Below are 16,022 nucleotides of genomic sequence, written 5' to 3' on the forward strand. Positions count from 1 at the left end.
TTGGCAGATATCTGGACCCCGCCCTAGCGGTCCGGAACTTGGACCCCGAACTTCCCTCCCCATACGAAGTCCGGGGTTTTTTTTGCCCGCGCAAAAGTTACTCGGCGATCTCAGCGCCTTTGTCCGCCAATTCCATCCAGCCGGCCAGTACAGTGTAGGCGTCTTCGAGGCCCATGCGCTTTGGCGCGGAGAACAGTTGGATGCTGATTGCGTCGCCCCAACCCTTACGGATCTCGGTCTGCACTTTGAGCAGGGTGTTCTTGGCTGCGCCGTAGGTCAGCTTGTCGGCCTTGGTCAGCAGGATATGCATCGGCATGCCGCTGGCGACCGCCCAGTCGAGCATCAACAGGTCGAAATCGGTCATTGGATGACGGATGTCCATCATCAGGATCAACCCCTTCAGACTCTCCCGGCCACCCAGGTAAGCCTCCAGGTGACGCTGCCAGTGCAGCTTCAACGGGATAGGGACTTTTGCATAACCGTAGCCCGGCAGGTCGACCAGACGCCGATCATCGTCTAGCTTGAAGAAGTTGAGCAGCTGCGTGCGACCTGGGGTTTTCGAGGTGCGTGCCAGGCTGGCGTGGGTCAGGGTGTTCAGTGCGCTGGACTTACCGGCGTTGGAGCGGCCGGCGAAGGCGACTTCAAAGCCTTCGTCATCGGGGCATTGGTCCACTTTGGCGGCGCTGAGCATGAAGGTGGACTGTTGGCACAGGCCGAGGATGGGATTCTTGAGTTGCATGAGATTTCCGATGTGGGCGGTGCCGAAAAAGGGTGCGGCAAGCGGTGTCGTTTCCGTTTCAGTAGCGCCAGTATATAATGCCGCAGATTTTGTGTGTGCTTTGTCCCAGCGAAGGACGAAGTTCACGGGAGCGAAAGACCTTCATTGCGCATTAGAACGCAAAACGCTCTCAAACCCTGAACAGGTCGATGTATGACCTGATGGTGACTCGCTTCGGTGTCCTGATCGCACGTTAAAGCGCCCAGGCTACACAGGAACCGCAAGCGCTGTACAACCGAGTTTGCGTGGTCATGCCAGTGCAGCGCGTGACCCGGGGTTTCAAGGCAATGCCGCCGCGTGGTTTGTGCAAGGACTGCAGTACTGAGGATTACCAGGCCATCATTGAGTTGATGGTGAGTAAACCCGGTAGATAACTCTTAAACCCTTAGCCGTAGTTGGATTAGCTGATGAACAAACTGATCGTGAGTCTGCTGTTGACCTTGGGCATCACCGGTGCTGCCCATGCTGCAGGCGACGCTGCCGCGGGGCAGGCGAAAGCCGCCGTGTGTGGTGCTTGCCATGGACCGGACGGTAACAGCCCGGCACCGAACTTCCCCAAACTCGCCGGCCAGGGTGAACGTTACCTGACCAAGCAGATGCACGACATCAAGGATGGCAAGCGCGTGGTGTTGGAAATGACCGGCTTGCTGGCCAACTCCAGCGATCAGGACATGGCTGATATCGCGGCGTATTTTGCCAGTCAGAAAGGCAGTGTGGGAGCTGCCGATCCGAAACTGGTCGCCCGTGGCGAGAAGCTGTTTCGTGGCGGCGACCTGGACAAGGGCCTGCCCGCCTGTACCGGCTGCCATTCGCCCAATGGCGCAGGCAATGCCGCCGCAGGCTTCCCGCACCTGAGTGGTCAGCACGCCACTTACATCGCCAAGCAGTTGACCGACTTCCGCAAAGAAGAAACCGGCCGCGCCAACGATGGCGACGCAATGACCATGCGCACCATCGCCCGTAAACTGAGTGATGAAGACATTGCGGCAATCTCCAGTTACATCCAAGGCTTGCACTGACAGCCTGCAACGTTAACGCTCGATTAATCCATCGATGCAAGCATAAAAAGGGTGGCTACGGCCGCCCTTTTTTGTGGCGGCTGCCGTTACACTAACGAACTCATGTCCGCGTAGACCTGTCACACCTAAAGGTCGCGTGAGGCGACCGTATTTGTCCAGGAGTAAAGCATGCGTAATCTGATCCTCAGCGCCGCCCTCGTCACTGCCAGTCTCTTCGGCATGACCGCACAAGCTGCCGACGTGCCGCTTGAAGCCGGTAAAACCTACGTTGAATTGGCTAACCCGGTGCCGGTTTCGGTACCCGGCAAGATCGAAGTGGTGGAGCTGTTCTGGTACGGTTGCCCGCATTGCTACGCCTTTGAGCCGACCATAAATCCTTGGGCCGAAAAGCTGCCCAAGGACGTGAACTTCAAGCGCATTCCGGCCATGTTCGGTGGCCCATGGGATGCCCACGGCCAACTGTTCCTGACCCTGGAAGCCATGGGTGTGGAGCATAAGGTCCATAACGCGGTATTCAACGCGATCCAGAAAGAAGGCAAGCGCCTGACCAAGCCAGACGAAATGGCTGACTTCGTTGCCACCCAAGGCGTTGATAAAGACAAGTTCCTGGCCACCTTCAACTCCTTTGCCATCCAAGGCCAGATCAAACAGGCCAAGGAGCTCGCGCAGAAGTATGGCGTGCAAGGCGTACCGACCCTGATCGTCAACGGCAAGTACCGCTTTGACCTGGGCAGTACCGGTGGCCCTGAAGAGACGCTCAATGTCGCTGACCAGCTGATCGCCAAAGAGCGCGCAGCCAAGTAAGGGGCTCGCCATGCGCCGCTGGGGTACCGAACGCGTTGTAGGCCTGCATGATCCGCGGGTCAACGAACATCATCTGGAATCCACAGGCCTGCCGGCAGACAGCCGCCTGCGCCTGCTCAGTTTCAATATCCAGGTGGGTAACAGTACCGAGAAATATCGGCACTACCTCACGCGTGGCTGGCAGCACTTGCTGCCGCACAAGGGGCGCACCGGCAATCTGCAAAAAATCGGCGACCTGCTCAGCGACTTCGACCTGGTCGCTCTACAGGAAGCCGACGGCGGGAGCCTGCGCTCCGGCTACATCAACCAGGTGGAACACCTTGCCCAGCTCGGCGCCTTCCCCTACTGGTACCAGCAACTCAATCGCAACCTCGGGCGCCTGGCACAGCACAGCAATGGCGTGCTCAGCCGCTTGAAGCCGACCGTCATCGAGGATCACCCGTTGCCGGGCCCCAAAGGGCGAGGCGCGATCCTTGTGCGTTTTGGCGAAGGTCCGGAAGCGTTGGTGGTGGTGATGATGCATCTGGCCCTCGGCGGGCGTACGCGCAATCTTCAGTTGGCCTACGTGCGCGACTTGATCGGCAACTACAAGCACCAAGTGCTGATGGGTGACATGAATACCCATGCCAACGACCTGCTGCAGAATTCCCCGCTGCGCGACCTCGGCCTGCTGGCGCCGCAAGTCGAGGCCACGTTTCCCAGCTGGCGGCCGCAGCGCTGTCTGGACCATATCCTGCTCAGCCCGAGCCTCACACTGGAAAGTGTGCAGGTGCTGGCACAGCCCATTTCCGATCACCTGCCGGTCGCGGTAGAGATTCGTCTGCCGGGTTCGCTTACGGCTGATGCATTACCCGCGTTGAGCCCAGGCCCTCGCGGACCTCTTGCATGAGCGACGACGCCCAGCGCTGGAAAGAAAAATACCTTAAAAGCATCGAGCAACAAGACAAGCTCGAACGCCGCTGGGCCGCCCGCCTCGACCTGCTACGCCGAGGGCTGGTGCGCAGCACGCTGGCGGCCGAAGGCACTGACCGCGCTGTCGATCAATGCATGAAGGAAATGCGCGATGTGGTGCGCACCGACGACATGGACGCTGCCCTCGCCGCCCTATTGCCGCGTCTGGAAAAGGCCGTGCTGGATTCCGAGCAGCGCCGCGAAACGCGGGTTGACCAGATCAGTTCCGCCCTCACCGCCCTGGTCGCGCAGTTGCAGAAACTGCCGCTGCCCCGTGAGGTGGCGCGCCCGCTGAAGACCTTCGCCAAACAGCTCGAAGCTCGGGTGGGGCAGGCGCGGGAAATTCCGCTGCTGCTCAGCGAGTTGAGCAACCTGCAAGAGCAGGCGCTGCAAAACCTGGAGCCAGAGGGTGAAACCTCACGCTCCGGGCCCGGTTTGTTGCAACGCTTGTTTGGTGCCAAAGAGGTCTCCAACGACACCTCTGCGCCTGAGCCCGAGGTGCTCCCTGCGGCAAAATCCGTTGCGCCCAAACCTGCCCCAGAGCCTGCGGAACCGGCCCAGTCCGAAGAACTGACACAAGCCTTGCGCGCGTTTGCACCGTTGGCGCAAACAGTGACGGCCGCCGAGCCTGAGGCCGTTGCACCGGTCAAAGAGACAGGGCCTGCCGGCGCAACGTTTGAGTTCGAGGCGCCTGCTCAAACATCAATTGCGGTCACGCCTGACAAAACCCCTGAACCGGTGGCGCCTGAAGCGCCGGCTGAGGAGGCCGCTCCCGAAAGCGCACTTGCTGCCTTTATCGAAGAGCCCCAAGACTCAGTCGACACGCCTGAAGAAACCCTCATCGGCAGCCTTTCCCTCCCGCCCGTATTGGATACCGCAGAGCCTGATCCCGATGCAATGCAATCGGATAGCCTCTACGCCCTGCCCGATTCGCCCGAGCCTTCCTACAGCTCGGTTGCCCAGCACATTGAAAACACCTTGCTCGGCCTGCTGGAAGACCTCTCCCTGCCCGAGCGCCACCGGCCCCAGGCCGAAGCCATGCGCGAGCGCCTTGCCCACGGCTTGAACTGGTACGAACTGCTGCCGATTCTCGATGACCTGGCGGTGCTGATGTTGGCCGTCACCGACAGCGGCCAGCATGAGTTCGAGGCTTACCTTAAACAGCTCAACGAGCGCCTTGAGGCATTCCAGGGCCATCTGCAGGTTGCCAGCGAGGGTCACGCCGACAGCCGCTCTGCTGCGCGCCAGTTGGACACGCAGATTCGCGAGCAAGTGGACGGCCTGCAAAGCAGCGTGCAGGAAGCTGCCGATCTGGACAGCCTCAAGCAACTGCTGGAGAGCCACCTTGAAGGCTTGCTCGGCACCATGGACGAACACCGCCAGCAGCGCGACCAACGCGAACAGGAAGTGGCCGCGCGCCTTCAGGGCCTGGCGGAGCGGGTGGCGAACATGGAGCAGGAAGCCCAGGGCTATCGTGAGCATTTGGAAATACAGCGCCAGAAGGCGCTGATCGATCCACTCACCGGCCTGCCCAACCGCGCAGCCTGGAGTGAGCGCCTGGATCAGGAGGTCAATGCCTGGCACCAGCGTGGCAACAGCCTGTCACTGGCCATGCTGGACCTGGACCACTTCAAGCGCATCAACGACGGCTACGGCCACTTGGCCGGCGATAGAGTGCTGAAGATCATTGCCAGTGTGCTGCGCAAGCGCCTGCGGCCGACCGATTTTATCGCGCGCTTCGGCGGCGAAGAATTTGTGTTGTTGATGCCCGACTCAGCCTTGGCGGATGCCCTGGCCGTGGGTGAAGGGCTGCGGGCGGCCATTGAGGCTTGCCCGTTTCACTTCAAGGGCGTGCCGGTAACCATCACGGTATCCATGGGGGTTGCGCAGTTTCAACCAGGCGAGCGCAGTGACCTGGCGCTCAAGCGCGCAGATGAGGCGCTTTACAGGGCGAAGGCGGCGGGACGTAACCAGGTGCAGGCGGCGTAAAACTGTTTCCTTTTTGTGATTTGGCCGCCCGGGATCTGGCGTTACGTTACACTGTTGCATTATCGTCCTCTACGTATGCCTTCTCCCATGAAATCTCTTCTTATTGCCTCTGTCGTTCTTCTGCTCGCTGGCTGCTCCAGCGGCCCGCGCTTGAACACCAGCCATCCTTCGGTCAACCACGACAACCGTGTGCAGTTCGTTGTGGTGCATTACACCTCGGCCAACCTTGAGCGCTCCCTGGCGTTGTTGACCCATGGTCAGGTCAGCAGCCATTACCTGATTGGCGATGACGCTTCAGGCACCCTCTACAAGCTGGTTGATGAAAGCCAGCGCGCCTGGCACGCGGGGGAAAGTGAATGGATGGGGCGCACCTGGCTCAATTCCAGCTCCATCGGCATCGAGATCGTCAACCCGGGCTATAGCGACACCCCGACCGGTCGGGTGTGGTACCCGTACTCCGAAGCGCAGGTGAAATCACTGGTGGTGTTGCTCAAGGACATCAGCAAACGTAACGGGATCGCCCCCAAGAACATCATTGGGCACAGCGACATCGCCCCGCTGCGCAAGTTGGACCCTGGCCCGTTGTTCCCTTGGAAGCGTCTGGCCGATGAAGGCCTGGGGATTTGGCCGGATGCCCAGGCGGTGGCTCGATTCCAGGCGCAGTACGCCACGCAACTGCCAAGCATCAGTTGGTTCCAGCAAGAACTGGCCCGTCTGGGTTACCAGACACCGCAAACCGGCGAGTTGGATGTGGCCACGCGTCATGTAATCGCCGCGTTCCAGATGCATTTCCGTCCATCGCTGTTCGACGGAACGCCGGATGCGGAAAGTGCGGCGATCCTGCATGCCTTGAACCAGCGCTGAAATGGCTGGCAAGTTTTTGTGGCAAGGCAGCAAGCACCCTCGCCACAAAAGCGCGCGCCTACAGAGGCAAGGCCATATAGAACTGGGTGCCCTGCCCGGGCCGTGAGTACACACCCATGCGGCCGCCGTGCAATTGCACGATCTCCTTGCACAGCGCCAACCCCAGGCCGGCGCCGCCTTTTTTGCGCCCCACCTGCACGAAAGGTTCGAAGATGCGTCCTTGCTGGCCGTACGCAATGCCTTCGCCGTTGTCCTCGACGCTGATGATTACCCGCTCACCATGACGCCGAGCCTGCAAGCGAATCTGCCCTCTCTCGGCCGTGTGTCGCATGGCGTTACCCAGCAGGTTGTCGAGCACGCGCTCCAGTTGTGCCTGGTCGGCATACAGGCGCGGCAGGTCAGATTGCACCTCCACCATCAGTTCAATACCTTGCGCGTTTGCCGGCTCGGCGAATCGCGCGCGGGCATGTTCGAGCAGGTCGGTGACATCGCATGGCCCGAGTGTGAGTTTCTGCAGGCCGTTCTGGTAGCGCGAGAAGTTGAGCAAATCGTTGATCAACTGCATCAACCGCTGCATTTCTTCATTAACCGTATCCAGCAGGTCCGCTTCACGTGACTCCGCCGGGAACTTGGCCCGCTCGCGGAACAGTCCGAAGGCCATATGCATGCCGGTCACCGGTGTCCGCAGCTCGTGGGAGGCGCGCAACACGAACTCGCTGCGCACCCGTTCAAAAGCCCGCTGCTCGGTGACGTCATGCAGCACCATCACCGCCCCCAGAATGTGCCCCTGTGTATGGCTGACCGGGGTCAGGCTGTACGTCAGCAGGCGCAGCTCGCCTTCGACTTCAACTTCCAGATCCTCCGGCGCCCGCTCCAGGTTGCCGCCGCGCAGCACCAAGTGCAGCTGTTCATCCATTTCCGGGCGGCCCAGCGCTTCGCCCAGGCCCTGGCCGAGGCGTTCTTCGTCCCAACCCAGCTGGCGTTGCGCCACAGGGTTGAGGTGCTCGAGATGGCCCTGGCGATCAATCATCAGCAAGCCGTCGTCAATGCTGTCGAGTACTGCCTGCAAGCGCTGCTGGCCGGCGAGCAACTCATCGACATTGGTGGCCTGATGTTGGCGCAACGCCTCGGCCATGATGCCGAAGCGACGGGTCAGCTGGTTCATTTCCGCCGCCGACGATATCGGCAATGTCACTTCGAAATCGCCTTGCCCGATTTTGTCGGCAGCCTTGGCCAGTGCTTCGATTGGCCCGCCGAATCGCCGGGCAATGCCATGCGCGGTCACAAAACCGATGATCAGCACCGCAAGGCCTACCAGCCCCAGTAAGCTGGCAATCAACAGCGCCCGTTCACGGGATCTGTGCTCGCTCGTGCTGATATTTTCCAGCGCCTGTTTGTGGTGAACGATTAGCCCATTGCGCAGAGTATTGAAGGTTTCAGTGAGCTTTTCCTTGCTGCCCGGTACATGTGGGTTCTGCTGGAATTCGTCAAATGCCTGCAGCAGGTGCTGGTAGTCGTCGCGTGCCTGACTGAAACCGTGGGTCAGTCCGTCACGTTGTTCATGGGCGATGCCCTGGTCCAGCAGGTCGAAGTATTGCTGCTTGGAAGCTTGCAGGGCAGCCGGATCAGGGCGCTTTTCGAGCATCATCATCAGTTGATCGCCCAGGCTCTGGCGCAACTTGAGACCCAGCTCCAGAGTGACGAAGTTGCTGCGAATCAACGATTCCTGGGTCTTGGCCATCTGCATCACGCTGACCAGGCCCAGGACCAGCCCCAGCAGGGCCACGGTGATCAGCGCTGAGATGCTCAGAAATAGCCGAGTACGCAGTTTCATCGCGAGCTTCATGAGGTACAGCTCATAGGTTGTACTGTTTACGTTTGCGATACAGCGTCGACGCATCGATGCCAAGGGTGCGCGCGGCCTGGTCCAGCGTATCGCTGGTGGCGAGGACGGCGCCGATATGGGCTTTCTCCAGCTCGTCCAGGCTCAGTGCCGCACCAATGCGCGGCGCGTTGTTGGTCGGTTGCTCGGCCATGCCAAGGTGGCTGATCTCGACCTTTTCCTGAGGGCAGATGATGCTGGCGCGTTCCACCACGTTGCGCAGTTCCCGGATGTTACCGGGCCAACGGTAGTTGAGCAGCGCTTCGCGTGCCTGATCGCTGAAGCCACGAGCCGGGCGGGCATACTCCTTGACGAAGCGCGCCAGGAACCGGTCGGCCAGGGCGAGGATGTCTTCACTGCGTTCGCGTAGCGGCGGCAGGTGCAGGGTGATGACGTTGAGGCGATACAGCAGGTCTTCACGGAAGCGGCCGTCGCGCACCATGTCTTCCAGGTTCAGGTTGGTGGCGGCGAGGATGCGCACGTCAGCGCGACGGGTAACCGGGTCGCCGACACGCTCGTATTCCTTGTCCTGAATGAAACGCAGCAGTTTTGGCTGCAAGGTGAGCGGAAAATCGCCGATCTCGTCAAGAAACAAGGTGCCGCCGTCCGCCTGGTTAACGCGGCCCAATGTGCTTTCGCTGGCACCGGTAAAGGCGCCGCGGCTGTGGCCGAACAATTCGCTTTCCATCAGTTCTGCGGTCAACGAGGGGCAGTTGATGGTCACGCAGGATTTCTTCGAGCGTTTGCTCCAGCCATGAATGGCCCGCGCCAACTCGCCTTTACCGGTGCCCGACTCGCCGAGAATCAAAATATTGGCATCGGTCCCGGCCACCTGGCGTGCGGTTTCCAATACCACCATCATGGCCGGGCTGTGGGAGTCGAGACCGTCCTTGGATTGGCGTACCGCGCCTTCCAGGGCTTCCAGGCGTGCCGAGAGCTGGCGTACTTCCAGTTGCTTGGCGGTGGCCAGGCGCAACTGGTCCGGGCTGCAGGGTTTGACCAGGTAATCGGCGGCGCCGGCTTGAATGGCGTCTACCGCAGTGTCCACGGCGGAGTGGGCCGTCACGATCACGACCCGCATCCATGGCGCCTGGACACGCATCTGGGCCAATACATCCAGGCCATTGTCCTCGCCCAGGCGCAAGTCGAGGAAGCACAGGTCGAACACTTGGCGTTGCATCAAGGCATCGGCTTGGGCCGCGCTGTTGGCGGTGGCAACGGTGTAGCCTTCATCTTCCAGGCAATAACGGAAGGTACGGAGGATCGCGGACTCGTCATCCACTAAAAGAATGCGGCCTTGAAGTTCCTTGGCTGATTCCATCTGTCCCGCGCTCCTTAAATATGAATGTTGGTATTTAGTCCCGGAATAATCGGGCAAGTTGCATGGTTTATTCTGATCGATAAAAGGCAACGTCGCGCAGCTATCTGCATACCTTCCTACACGCCCTGCTAAAGCCCCGCGCTAGTGGCGTTTTCATATCTTCTCGCCGCTTCGGCAATCCTGCAGCTACTTTCGCTCCGTCGACCCGACCACTGGCCATCGTGCATTTCGCACGGCCCTAGGGAGGGCATCGTGCAGGATGCTGGGCGGCGTGCTTTTAAATAATCTATATCTTATTGATTTTAAAGAGTTTTATTTTGTAATAAACCTGGCATGCGCTCTGCAATAGGTAATGCATAGAGCATCATGAACGAATAATCAGAATGCGGGAGAAAGCAGTATGACTCGCCAAAGCCTCAGCCAATTGCGTGTATCGCCTCTGCATCTGCAGCAAGGCCTGTTCGCCAGCCTGGCGTTGATGGTCACGCTGATTGCCGGCCAGCAGATGCAGCATTGGCAGCAGAGTCAGCAGCCGACTGCGCAGTTCGAACGTCCCGTCATGACCCAGACCCACTTTCGTTCCGTCGCCAGCACGGCTGTCGATGTAACCGCCCCGCAACTGAGAGTGGCAGACCAGGATTCCACCCTGAGCGAACTGCCGGTCCAGGAACGCTGGGTGTTCTAAGCAACAAAACGTCGCTCATGCCGAGCGGTCGCATGGCATCACTGCTGTTACCTCTATGAAAGCTTAAGGAGAATCACCATGTTGAGTTGGGCAATCACATTTCTGATCATCGCCATTGTGGCTGCAGTCCTGGGCTTCGGTGGTATCGCGGGCACCGCCACGGGTATCGCCAAGATTCTGTTCGTGGTGTTCCTGGTGATGTTCATCGCTTCGTTCTTCTTTGGTCGTCGCGGCCGAGGCTGAATATGACCACTTTGTCCCTCAAAGCCATCGCCGCTGCCGTGCTGTTGAGCGGCAGTGGCTTGGTGATGGCTGCCAATGACGGCCAATCCCGGGCCAACGAATTGCTCAGCACGGATGCGCAGTACCGTAAAACCTGGCAAGGCGTGGTGAAGAAAGAAGAGCGCCTGCCGGAATGGGTGATGAACCTGTCGGGTACGGCTGAGCAGATGAACGCGGTCGAAGAGGATGGCGACAAGTATCTGGTGGGGCCGCTGTGTGAAACGGCAGATACCTGCCTGAACAAGCGCCTGATTGTCGCCTTCAGCCTCGATAAGGAAGATGCCTACGCGATGTTGGTGGAAGTCCCGGCCGGCCTGCCGGCGGACAAGTCCCCAACACGCCACGCCGATTACCGTTTTCTCGGTAAGCCGGACGAAGGCATGAAGAAGCTGCTGATGGAGCAGCTGAAGAAAGATCCGAATTGGTACTAGGTTCCGTCTCACGGAGCCGGCGTCCATAGAAAGAAGCCAGTTCGCTTCTTTCTGTTTGTATCGCTCGCCAAGGGCGATGCATGACCAGGGGGCCGGGTTGTTCTGATCGATCAGGATCGGCGCGACCTACGGGTACAGGGAGTGCCTGCGCAAGGGCCGGGTCAGGTGAAAAGCTGCGACGCAAGTTCACAAGTCCTCAAGCTTGCTGAACTTGCGGCGGGCTTATGCTGTTCATCGCTAGTCCTTCATGCCACCCATAGCTGACATTCATCGTTTTTCCTCCTGCCAATCATTACCTTGTGTGTCGGCGCGACCATCTATCGAGAAAACTTTGCTGACGCTATAGGCTGTTTCTTACGCCAGGCTGCGGATTTTCCAAGCATTTTCAGCAAACCCCTCTAGCCATGCGGTATCTCTGTGCATACCGGAATTGGCAGCTTCACGGCAGGTTCACCCGCTTTAATGGCGCATTCGAACTGACCGTTCAGACAATTATTTTCAATAATGTCCATGCCGATTCGGCATAGGGTAGGCGTTTACGGCATTAGACGTCGCTCCCTTGCATGGGAATAGTTGCGGCTTTTTTCGCCTGCCAGTAAGCCATTTCGGCCACGCTGCGGTGACCTTCCATGGAGGCAGATGCACACACTTTTTCGCTTTCGAGCGGTCCAGCTGGCGCATTTGCCTTAAGTTCACTTGAAGTAAGGGTAATGACATGAAGAAGGCAAAGCTAAGCCTCGCCTGGCAGATCCTCATCGGTTTGGTACTGGGGATCGCGATCGGCGCAGTGCTCAACCATTTCAGTGCTGAAAAGGCCTGGTGGATCAGCAACGTGCTGCAGCCGGCGGGCGATATCTTTATCCGCCTGATCAAGATGATTGTCATCCCAATCGTGATTTCCTCGCTGATCGTGGGCATTGCTGGCGTTGGTGACGCGAAAAAGCTCGGTCGCATCGGCGTCAAAACCATCCTCTACTTTGAAGTCGTCACCACCATCGCCATTGTGGTCGGCCTGTTGCTCGCCAACCTGTTCCATCCGGGCGCGGGCATCGACATGAGTACCCTGGGTACCGTCGACATCTCCAAGTACCAGGCGACCGCCGCCGAGGTGCAGCATGAGCATGCGTTCATCGAGACCATTCTCAACCTGATCCCGTCGAACATCTTCGCTGCCGTTGCGCGCGGCGAGATGCTGCCGATCATTTTCTTCTCCGTGCTGTTCGGCCTGGGCTTGTCGAGCCTCAAGCCGGAACTGCGCGAGCCCTTGGTGACCATGTTCCAAGGCGTGTCCGAGAGCATGTTCAAAGTCACTCACATGATCATGAAGTACGCCCCTATCGGTGTATTTGCCCTGATCGCGGTAACGGTCGCCAACTTCGGCTTCGCCTCGCTGCTGCCGTTGGCCAAGCTGGTCATTCTGGTGTACGTCGCGATTCTGTTCTTCGCGTTTGCGGTGCTGGGCATGATCGCCCGCCTGTTTGGTTTTTCGATCCTCAAGCTGATGCGCATCTTCAAGGATGAGCTGGTGCTGGCCTACTCCACCGCCAGCTCTGAAACCGTGCTGCCGCGCGTGATCGAGAAGATGGAAGCCTACGGCGCGCCGAAGGCGATCTGCAGCTTCGTGGTGCCGACGGGTTACTCGTTCAACCTCGACGGTTCGACCTTGTATCAGAGCATTGCCGCGATCTTCATCGCGCAGCTGTACGGCATCGACCTGTCGATCGGCCAGCAACTGATGCTGGTCCTGACCCTGATGGTCACCTCCAAAGGTATTGCCGGTGTGCCGGGTGTGTCCTTCGTTGTGTTGCTGGCGACCCTGGGCAGTGTGGGCATCCCATTGGAAGGCCTGGCGTTTATCGCGGGCGTCGACCGTGTGATGGACATGGCGCGTACCGCGCTGAACGTGATCGGCAACGCTTTGGCCGTGCTGGTTATCTCGCGCTGGGAAGGCATGTACGACGATGCCAAGGGCGAGCGCTACTGGAATTCGCTGCCGCACTGGCGCAGCAAAGAGGCCCTGCCGGCCGGCGAGATCACGCGCGGCTGATCGCGCGAATGCGCTGACACAAACCCCGGATAATTCCGGGGTTTGTCGTTTCTGCCAGCCCCGCTATCATTCGCCCCAACTTTCGGGGGATTTAACTGATGCTCAATGGCCTGTGGCTTGGCTTCTTTGTCGTGGCAATGGTGTCAGCACTTGCGCAATGGCTGGTGGGCGGTAACGCCGGGATTTTCGCGGCGATGGTGGAAAGTATTTTCGCCATGGCCAAATTGTCGGTAGAGGTCATGGTGCTGCTGTTCGGCACCCTGACGCTGTGGCTGGGCTTTCTGCGTATCGCCGAAAAAGCCGGGATCGTCGATTGGCTGGCCAAGGCCCTGGGCCCGCTGTTTCGCCGCCTGATGCCGGAAGTGCCCGCCGGCCACCCGGCCATCGGCCTGATCACCCTCAACTTCGCCGCCAACGGCCTGGGCCTGGACAACGCCGCCACACCCATCGGCCTGAAAGCCATGAAGGCGCTGCAGGAACTCAACCCTATCCCCAACACGGCAAGCAATGCACAGATCCTGTTTCTGGTGCTCAATGCGTCCTCGCTGACCCTGTTGCCGGTGACCATCTTCATGTACCGCGCCCAGCAAGGCGCTGCCGACCCGACGCTGGTGTTCCTGCCAATCCTGCTGGCCACCAGCGCGTCGACCCTGGTCGGCCTGCTGTCGGTAGCGGTGATGCAGCGCCTGCGCTTGTGGGACCCGGTCGTGCTGGCCTATCTGATTCCCGGCGCGTTGGTCTTGGGTGGCTTCATGGCGCTGCTGGCGACCTTGTCCGCTACCGCACTGGCCGGCTTGTCGTCGATCCTTGGCAACCTCACGCTGTTTGGCCTGATCATGCTGTTCCTGGTGATCGGCGCGTTACGCAAGGTCAAGGTGTATGAGGCCTTCGTCGAAGGCGCCAAGGAAGGCTTCGACGTCGCCAAGAACCTGTTGCCCTATCTGGTGGCGATGCTCTGTGCGGTGGGTGTGTTACGTGCGTCCGGCGCGCTGGACTTCGGCCTGGAAGGGATTCGCCACCTGGTGGCCTGGACCGGCATGGACACCCGCTTTGTCGACGCGCTGCCGACCGCGATGGTCAAGCCGTTCTCCGGCAGCGCGGCGCGGGCGATGCTGATCGAGACCATGCAGACCCAGGGTGTAGACAGCTTCCCGGCGTTGGTGGCCGCGACGATCCAGGGCAGTACCGAGACCACGTTTTATGTGTTGGCGGTGTACTTTGGTTCGGTGGGCATCCAGCGTGCACGGCATGCGGTGGGGTGTGCGTTGTTGGCGGAGTTTGCCGGGGTGGTGGCAGCTATTGCGGTGTGCTACTGGTTCTTTGGTTGAGGCTCGGATTGCTTTCGGGAGCAAGCCCCCTCCCACACTTTAACTGCATTCACAGGTCAAAATGTGGGAGGGGGCTTGCCCCCGATGAGGCCTTCAGCGTTTCACAGCACCGTTGCCCTGCTGCACAACCCAATCCACTACCTGCTTATTCAGTTGATCCCCGGCTTGCCCAAAAGCAGCCACCACCGCCGGGACCTTGGTATCCCCTACCTTCTGCCTCACCTCAAACCGGCGACTGGCAATGATGCGCTGATCACTGCCGCGCACCAGTCGAGCATCCAGGCGAATCACCACCTCCACGGCCTTGCCGTGATATTCACTCTGAAACGCCTGTAACTGCCCGCCCAGCTCATAGTCCGCCTGCAGGTTGGTCTCGTCGGTACTCAACAGCGTCACCCGGCCGTCACGCTGGAAGCCATCCAGCAGGCGATTACGCAACAGCACCGGCGCCGGATCGCTCCAGCGTGAGTTGGCATAGCTGCTGATCAAATCGCCATTGGGCACCACCGCAATGCGCGGGCTGTCGAGAAATTCGCTGGTTTGTGGCTTGGTCACGCGCAATGACCAGCTTACTGGCGCGCCTTGGCTGACGGGCTGGGCCGAAGCCAGGCGGTACACGTCGGACGGGTCCGGCTTGGGCAGGATCGAGCACGCGCTCATCAGCGCGAAGGCTGCCAGGGTGATCATTCGGTAAGCAGGCTTCATGGCGTGAACTCCTTGTTCTTGTCACTGCCCAGCAGGTAACCGCTGGGGTTGGCTTCGAGGCGGCGCGAGATGGCGCGCAGCGAACCAAGGGTTTCGCGCAGTTCGCGCACGGCCGGTGCCAGCTCATTGAGGCCCTGCAGGCCGCTGTTCACCGAGTCCTTGTTGTTGGCCAGCAACGTGTTGAGGGTGGCAGTGCTTTGCTCAAGAGACTTCATCGCCTGCTCCGCGCTGCCAAAGGCTTGCTTGCCTTGGTCATTGAGCAAGCCGTTGGCGTTGCGCATCAATACGGTGGTCTGCTCCAACGCACCGCCGGCCTGTTTGCTCACTTGCAGCAATTGCTGCATCACCACTTTGATGTCGCCGCGCTGGTCGGCGATGGCGCCGGTGGTTTGTTGCAGATTGTCCAGGGTTGCGCTCAAGCGTTCGACGTTTTCCCGGGAGAACAGCTGGTTGGCGTTATGCAGCAGCAGGTTGATGCTGGTCATCAGGTCGTTGCTATTATTGAGCAGGCGTGCGATGGGCGATGGCGACGCGATGATTTCCGGCAGGTTGCCATCCTTGCCCTTGAGTTCCGGGCTTTGCGGGGTGCCGCCGCTGAGCTGGATGATCGAGGTGCCGGTGATGCCGGTCAGGGCCAGCTTGGCTTGGGTGTCTTCCTTGATCGGCGTTTGCCCGGCCAGGCGGATGCGCGCCAGCACTCGGCGTGGGTCCTTGGGGTCCAGGCGCAGGCTGGTGACATCGCCCACCTTGATCCCGCTGTACTGCACCGAACTGCCTTGGGACAGGCCGCTGACCGCTTCGTTGAACACCACCTCGTAATCGCGAAAGGCACTGTCGACGCTGGATTTGGCCAGCCACAGGCCGAACAGCATCGCGCCGACCACCACAATTACGCTGAACAATCCGATCATCACATGATGGGCTCGGGTTTCCATG

General features: G+C 59.9%; 16 protein-coding genes. 11 read left to right on the plus strand and 5 right to left on the minus strand.

Features of this window, described 5'->3' with window-relative positions; all coding sequences use genetic code 11:
- Nucleotides 1–97 precede the first annotated feature (97 nt).
- Nucleotides 98–739 carry a ribosome biogenesis GTP-binding protein YihA/YsxC gene (yihA, locus tag C4J91_RS00395; protein WP_124360645.1) on the minus strand — a complete coding sequence of 214 codons (642 nt, stop codon included), beginning with the start codon at nucleotides 737–739 and terminating at the stop codon, nucleotides 98–100.
- A gap of 266 nt (nucleotides 740–1,005) precedes the next feature.
- On the opposite strand from yihA, the gene C4J91_RS27675 reads away from it, so the two are divergent.
- The 6 genes from C4J91_RS27675 (at nucleotide 1,006) to C4J91_RS00425 (ending at nucleotide 6,405) form a co-directional block, all read left to right on the plus strand.
- Nucleotides 1,006–1,152, plus strand: coding sequence for a cytochrome C (locus C4J91_RS27675; RefSeq protein WP_372237514.1), 147 nt, complete (start codon nucleotides 1,006–1,008; stop codon nucleotides 1,150–1,152).
- A gap of 33 nt (nucleotides 1,153–1,185) precedes the next feature.
- Nucleotides 1,186–1,797, plus strand: coding sequence for a cytochrome c (locus C4J91_RS00405; protein WP_124360646.1), 612 nt, complete (start codon nucleotides 1,186–1,188; stop codon nucleotides 1,795–1,797).
- Nucleotides 1,798–1,965: 168 nt separating this feature from the next.
- Nucleotides 1,966–2,601, plus strand: a complete 636-nt coding sequence (dsbA, locus tag C4J91_RS00410; RefSeq protein ID WP_124360647.1) for a thiol:disulfide interchange protein DsbA — start codon at nucleotides 1,966–1,968, stop codon at nucleotides 2,599–2,601.
- Between the two features lie 10 nt (nucleotides 2,602–2,611).
- On the plus strand, nucleotides 2,612–3,490 hold the full coding sequence (locus C4J91_RS00415; RefSeq protein WP_124360648.1) for an endonuclease/exonuclease/phosphatase family protein: 879 nt from the start codon (nucleotides 2,612–2,614) through the stop codon (nucleotides 3,488–3,490).
- Nucleotides 3,487–5,541: a GGDEF domain-containing protein gene (locus tag C4J91_RS00420; protein WP_124360649.1), complete on the plus strand. Its 2,055-nt coding sequence runs from the start codon at nucleotides 3,487–3,489 to the stop codon at nucleotides 5,539–5,541. Before C4J91_RS00415 ends, C4J91_RS00420 begins: the two co-directional genes overlap by 4 nt.
- A gap of 87 nt (nucleotides 5,542–5,628) precedes the next feature.
- Nucleotides 5,629–6,405 carry an N-acetylmuramoyl-L-alanine amidase gene (locus C4J91_RS00425; protein WP_124360650.1) on the plus strand — a complete coding sequence of 259 codons (777 nt, stop codon included), beginning with the start codon at nucleotides 5,629–5,631 and terminating at the stop codon, nucleotides 6,403–6,405.
- A gap of 58 nt (nucleotides 6,406–6,463) precedes the next feature.
- On the opposite strand, the gene C4J91_RS00430 is transcribed toward C4J91_RS00425, so the two are convergent.
- On the minus strand, nucleotides 6,464–8,251 hold the full coding sequence (locus C4J91_RS00430; protein ID WP_124360651.1) for a KinB sensor domain-containing domain: 1,788 nt from the start codon (nucleotides 8,249–8,251) through the stop codon (nucleotides 6,464–6,466).
- A 10-nt stretch (nucleotides 8,252–8,261) separates the two neighbouring features.
- Entirely contained in the window at nucleotides 8,262–9,608 is a 1,347-nt protein-coding gene (algB, locus tag C4J91_RS00435) for a sigma-54-dependent response regulator transcription factor AlgB (RefSeq protein WP_124360652.1), read from the minus strand.
- Nucleotides 9,609–10,008: 400 nt separating this feature from the next.
- On the opposite strand from algB, the gene C4J91_RS00440 reads away from it, so the two are divergent.
- The 5 genes from C4J91_RS00440 to C4J91_RS00460 all read left to right on the plus strand — a co-directional run bounded on the left by C4J91_RS00440 (nucleotide 10,009) and on the right by C4J91_RS00460 (nucleotide 14,381).
- Nucleotides 10,009–10,293, plus strand: coding sequence for a hypothetical protein (locus C4J91_RS00440; RefSeq protein WP_124360653.1), 285 nt, complete (start codon nucleotides 10,009–10,011; stop codon nucleotides 10,291–10,293).
- Between the two features lie 78 nt (nucleotides 10,294–10,371).
- Nucleotides 10,372–10,536: a DUF1328 domain-containing protein gene (locus C4J91_RS00445; protein ID WP_003170804.1), complete on the plus strand. Its 165-nt coding sequence runs from the start codon at nucleotides 10,372–10,374 to the stop codon at nucleotides 10,534–10,536.
- 2 nt (nucleotides 10,537–10,538) lie between these two features.
- Nucleotides 10,539–11,006: an inhibitor of vertebrate lysozyme family protein gene (locus C4J91_RS00450; protein WP_124360654.1), complete on the plus strand. Its 468-nt coding sequence runs from the start codon at nucleotides 10,539–10,541 to the stop codon at nucleotides 11,004–11,006.
- A gap of 715 nt (nucleotides 11,007–11,721) precedes the next feature.
- A complete protein-coding gene (gene gltP, locus C4J91_RS00455) occupies nucleotides 11,722–13,053 on the plus strand; it encodes a glutamate/aspartate:proton symporter GltP (protein WP_124360655.1) in 1,332 nt (443 codons plus the stop codon).
- A 98-nt stretch (nucleotides 13,054–13,151) separates the two neighbouring features.
- Entirely contained in the window at nucleotides 13,152–14,381 is a 1,230-nt protein-coding gene (locus C4J91_RS00460; RefSeq protein WP_048721443.1) for a nucleoside recognition domain-containing protein, read from the plus strand.
- Between the two features lie 93 nt (nucleotides 14,382–14,474).
- On the opposite strand, the gene C4J91_RS00465 is transcribed toward C4J91_RS00460, so the two are convergent.
- Nucleotides 14,475–15,086 carry an ABC-type transport auxiliary lipoprotein family protein gene (locus tag C4J91_RS00465; protein ID WP_124360656.1) on the minus strand — a complete coding sequence of 204 codons (612 nt, stop codon included), beginning with the start codon at nucleotides 15,084–15,086 and terminating at the stop codon, nucleotides 14,475–14,477.
- Complete coding sequence (locus tag C4J91_RS00470; RefSeq protein WP_124360657.1) at nucleotides 15,083–16,021, minus strand: MlaD family protein; 939 nt, start codon at nucleotides 16,019–16,021, stop codon at nucleotides 15,083–15,085. Before C4J91_RS00470 ends, C4J91_RS00465 begins: the two co-directional genes overlap by 4 nt.
- Nucleotide 16,022 lies beyond the last annotated feature (1 nt).

It is taken from the genome of Pseudomonas sp. R3-52-08, assembly GCF_003851745.1.
Taxonomy (GTDB): Bacteria; Pseudomonadota; Gammaproteobacteria; order Pseudomonadales; family Pseudomonadaceae; genus Aquipseudomonas.